Here is a 4,686-nt window from a genome sequence, read left to right on the forward strand (position 1 = left end):
CTGCAGGGCGGCTTCCGCAGCGAGAGCGAGGGGATCAGGCAGCTGCTGCTCGTCACCGCCGACCTCACCTTTACCTATATGGAGGGGATGGATCGGCAGCAGCCCTACATCGACGGGGGGATCTACCTGATGAATCTCCTCTACGCCCTCCACTACCACGGCGTGGGCGCCTGCGCCGGCAATGCCTCGCTCCTCCCTCGGGACGAAGCGAGGATCCTCAGCCTCGCCGGCTGCCGCGAGTCGGAGGCACTCATCGCCATCGTCCCGATCGGCTTCCCCGCCACGCCGATCCTCACCACCCCCTCACGGCGTCGGCCACCCGAGGAGACACTTTTATCATAACGCTTATGTACGGGATCATCACCTTTGACGACGTCACCAATTACGGCACCGTGCTCCAGCTCTACGGACTCACGCGGGTCCTCCGCCGCCACTTCGGCATCGAGGCAAGGGCTCTGGGGTATGAGGAAAATCACGACTTCGCCCCTCAGGAGGGGTCCAATGCCGGTGGCATCTCGATAGACCGCCCCGAGGAGTGGCTCTGGAGGGGTGACCGCTTCCTCTTTGCCCAGCGCAAGCGAACGGTCCTCCGCCGATTTGTCCGAGACAAAGGGCTGCGCGGGGGACGGATCGCCGACTACCGCGACCTCGAGGGGGTGCTGATCGGTAGCGATGAGGTCTTTACCCTCCATGCCGGGATCACTCCCGCAAGATGGGGCTTCGGAGTCCCTTCCGACCGGGTGTCGACCTACGCCGCCTCCTTTGGCTCCACCACTATGACTGAGATCGCTGATCGGCACTGTCTCCCGATGGTCCGGGCGGCACTCTCGGCGATGGATCACATATCGGTGCGGGATGCCAACTCCGCCGACATCGTGGAGGAGCTGACGGGGCGTCGACCCATCCGGACGCTTGACCCGGTGCTGCTGGACGGCTTTGACGCCGAGCGACAGATCGCCCCACCGGCGCCGGCACGGCCTTACCTCCTCGTCTACGGCTACGACTATCGGCGGGAGGACCCCGTCGTCGTCCGGCAGATCGAGAACTACGCCGCACGCGAGGGGCTGGAGATCGTCTCCATCGGCTTTTACCACCCCTGGGCCAATCGCAACCTCGCGCTGGAGCCGGAGACGCTCATCGGCTACTTCGCCCACGCCGCCGGGGTGGTGACCAATACCTTCCACGGCACGGTGCTGGGACTGCTGGCGGAGGTGCCGATGACGGTCTTCCCGACAGACTTCAATCGGATCAAGGTGACCGGTCTACTGGAGGACTTCGACCTCACCGGCTGTCTTGGCGAGGGGGCTCCGCTCCTCTCCTTCAGCCCCGACTACGAGGCGGTCCGGCAGCAGCTTGAGGAGCAGAGGCACCTCTCCCTCGACTATCTGGCAGAGGTGGTGCAGCGATGACAAGAAAGCTCTCCATACTGGTCCCGATCTATAACGTCGCGCCCTACCTGCGGCAGTGCCTCGACTCGCTCCTCGCTCAGGGACTGGATGTCGGGAGCTACGAGGTGATCCTCGTCGACGACGGAAGCACGGACGAGTCGGGAGAGATCGCTCGGGCGTATGCGGTGCGGGAGCCACACTTCATCTATCACCATAAGGAGAATGGCGGGCTCAGTTCTGCCCGAAACGTTGCCCTCGCCCTCGCCTCAGGAGAGTACCTCCTCCATGTAGACTCGGACGACTGGCTCGAGGAGGGCGTGCTGCCGGGGCTGCTCGCTGATGCGGAAGCTCGACGGCTCGACCTCTGCCTCCTCGACTGGGCAGACCGCTACCCCGACGGCACCACCCGACCCAATATCGACTTCTCCGCCCTCGGGGAGCGGATCGTCACCGGGCGCGAACTGATCCACCGGCACCGCAGCTACGCCACCTCCTGGTCCTTCATCATGCATCGGTCGGTGGTGGAGCGGGGCCGGCTCACTTTCATCCCGATACAGCCGGGGGAGGATGTCGCCTTCTTCATCTCTGCGATGCCCCACTGCCGACGCATCGGCTACTACGGTGGTGCCGTGGTGTACAACTACCGGCGGGAGCGACCCGGGGCGATCACGCAGGGACCTAAGGCCTCCAAGGAGCTGAATGCGGCCTGCCGGCTGCTCAGTTGGATTGACGAGACTTATCCCTATGGTGGCAAAGGCGAAGACTACGCCGCCCTGCTGGCTCCGTGGTACGACGATATCCTCGCCGATATGGCGATGAATAAGATCGCCCGTGCCGGGGAAGAAAAGGCTTTTGCGGAGATCATGAGCCGCTTCCGGTACCGCTACCCTTCCGAGCAGGGAGCGCGGCGCATCGCCTTCCGGCTGATGGACTACGCCCGCAGCTCCTACCGGCTCTCCGACCTGCTCTGGAGCATCAAGCGAAAGATCCGCTGACCGCTTATGCTGACGATTTTTACCCCCACCTACAACCGCGCCTACATCCTCCCCAAGCTTTACGAGAGCCTGAGGGAGCAGAGCTGTCACGACCTCGAGTGGATCATCGTCGATGACGGCTCCACAGACGACACGAGGTCGCTCGTAGAGGGCTGGATTCGGGCGTCCAACCCCTTCCCCATCCACTACCACCGTCAGCCTAATGGCGGCAAGCACCGGGCGATCAATAGTGGGGTAAAGGAGGCAATCGGCGACTTCTTCTTCATCGTCGACAGCGATGATCGGCTGCCGTCGGACGCGGTGGAGACGATCCTGAGAGAGACGAAGCGGATCAGCGATGACCCCACCTTTGCCGGGCTGGTGGGGCTGCGGGGAGCCCTCGACGGCACCCCCTCGGGAGACCTCGGAGAAGAAATCTTCGACGACCACCTGAGGACGATCCGTCACCGGCGGGGGATGATGCAGGATATGGCGGAGGTCTTCAGGACCGACTACCTGCGGAGGTACCCCTTCCCCGAGCTGGAGGGCGAGCGCTTCTGCACCGAGGCGCTGGTCTGGAACCGCCTCGACCGGCAGTACCGCTTTCGCTTCCTCAATCGGGTCATCTACCTCTGCGAGTACCGCGACGACGGCCTTAGCGCAAAGTATATGAGCCTCCTCTACCACTCGCCCCGATCCGCCCTCACCTACCACCTCGAGCTGGCTCAGGATCGGGAGGTGCCGCTCAGGACCCGCCTGCGGTCGATCATCAGCGTCTGGCGCTACTACGACCTGATCCCGCCGGCAGAGCGACCGAGGATGCCGCGCACTTGGACGCTGCTCCGTCCCATCGGTCGATACTTTAGGAAAAAAGATCAGCGGAGATACGCCCCACGATGATACCCAAGATCATACACTACTGCTGGTTTGGCCCCAATCCTCTGCCCCCCATGGTGGAGAGCTGGCGGGCGAAGCTCCCCGGCTATGAGCTGAGGGCGTGGACGGAGAAGACCTTCGACATCGACCGGCTCGACTACACCCGGGAGGCTTACGAGGCGGGGAAGTACGCCTTTGTCTCCGACGTGGCACGCCTCTACGCCCTCGAGCGAGAGGGCGGGATCTACCTCGACACCGACATGGATGTGATCCGCTCCATAGACGACCTACTGGACGACACCGCCTTCGTCGGACTGGGCGAGGAGGTGGGGCTGCACGTGCTGGCGGGGATCATCGCCGCCGAGCCACACCACCCCTTTATCCAAGAGCTGCTCAACCACTATGAGAACCGTCACTTCCGTCTGTCCGATGGGACACTCGACCTCACGCCCAATCCGCAGTTACTCACCACGACGCTGCAGGAGAAAGGGCTTCGGCTCCAAGACCGGCTCCAGCGGGTGGGAGACGTGACGGTCTACCCCGCAGACTACTTCTACACCATGGACTTCGTCAGCCACCGTGTGACGCTCACGCCCCGCAGCCGAACGATCCACCACTACGCCGCCACCTGGCAGAGCGACGACCCCTATGCACGCCACCTCGGAACGATCTTCCGTATCAAGCGGGTACTCTATCGCCTGATCGGACAGGAGCGAAGTGAGCGGCTACTCAATAGTCGCCCGGTCCAGTCGCTCCGTCGCCTCCTCTGGGGCGACAAGACACGCCGCTCCACTACTGACTGACATTTGTCTCGCAAGAGAAGGGTATCCACACCCCTTCCGGCTCAATGGGCGTAGCGCCAATGACCCGGGACAAAGGGGACGACCCTGACGAGCCGTCCGCCTAACTGTCGGAGACTTTACTTCTTTTTCCTATCGTCGTAGGAGTAGACCTCGCGGATCTTGCCGTCCATGCCGTGGATGACGACCGACGTGCCTCGATCGATGGCGGTCTTACGCGCAGCCTGGATAGCCTCCTCCTGGGTGGCGCACAGGTGAAGTGCCTTGGGGTTGCCCTCGCTGAGGACTTGCCACTGACCATCCGCCTTACGGTGGGTCACATGCAGATCTTTTCTCTCGTCCATAGTAGTAGTATTTGATATAAAGTGAGTGGGTATGACAAATCTAGCCATATCCTCCCATACGACCTAACCCTCTCAGAAATAGGGCGCAAATTATTACCGGTATTAGATTTCACTAATACCGGTAATAGGTTATACTAATACCGGTAAAAGATAAATCTATTACCGGTAAAAGAATTGAAGGGTAGGAAAAGGATTACAGGTGCAGGGTGAGGGGCGTGCCGGGGGCGAGGGTTACCTGCTGCTCTTGGTCGCGGGTGGCATCGCGGAGGGTCACCGTGGTGGGGGAGGTGAGACGGTTGTGGAG

General features: G+C 62.2%; 5 protein-coding genes and 1 pseudogene. 5 read left to right on the forward strand and 1 reads right to left on the reverse strand.

From position 1 onward, the window contains the following. The 5 genes and pseudogenes from Q0F21_RS05390 to Q0F21_RS05410 form a co-directional block, all read left to right on the forward strand. A pseudogene (locus tag Q0F21_RS05390) lies at positions 1–342 on the forward strand (hypothetical protein); the annotation flags it as partial. Between the two features lie 5 nt (positions 343–347). Then, the gene (locus Q0F21_RS05395; RefSeq protein WP_297238100.1) at positions 348–1,409 is read left to right on the forward strand and encodes a polysaccharide pyruvyl transferase family protein; all 1,062 of its coding nucleotides are present in this window, start codon (positions 348–350) and stop codon (positions 1,407–1,409) included. Further along, complete coding sequence (locus Q0F21_RS05400; protein WP_297238102.1) at positions 1,406–2,383, forward strand: glycosyltransferase; 978 nt, start codon at positions 1,406–1,408, stop codon at positions 2,381–2,383. Before Q0F21_RS05395 ends, Q0F21_RS05400 begins: the two co-directional genes overlap by 4 nt. Before the next feature lie 6 nt (positions 2,384–2,389). Then, positions 2,390–3,262 carry a glycosyltransferase family A protein gene (locus Q0F21_RS05405; protein WP_297238103.1) on the forward strand — a complete coding sequence of 291 codons (873 nt, stop codon included), beginning with the start codon at positions 2,390–2,392 and terminating at the stop codon, positions 3,260–3,262. After that, positions 3,259–4,041, forward strand: coding sequence for a glycosyltransferase (locus Q0F21_RS05410; RefSeq protein ID WP_297238105.1), 783 nt, complete (start codon positions 3,259–3,261; stop codon positions 4,039–4,041). Before Q0F21_RS05405 ends, Q0F21_RS05410 begins: the two co-directional genes overlap by 4 nt. 116 nt (positions 4,042–4,157) lie before the next feature. On the opposite strand, the gene Q0F21_RS05415 is transcribed toward Q0F21_RS05410, so the two are convergent. Further along, a complete protein-coding gene (locus Q0F21_RS05415; RefSeq protein WP_297238107.1) occupies positions 4,158–4,382 on the reverse strand; it encodes a DUF2188 domain-containing protein in 225 nt (74 codons plus the stop codon). Positions 4,383–4,686 lie beyond the last annotated feature (304 nt).

The organism is uncultured Porphyromonas sp. (assembly GCF_934359325.1).
In the GTDB taxonomy this organism is placed as follows: domain Bacteria; phylum Bacteroidota; class Bacteroidia; order Bacteroidales; family Porphyromonadaceae; genus Porphyromonas_A.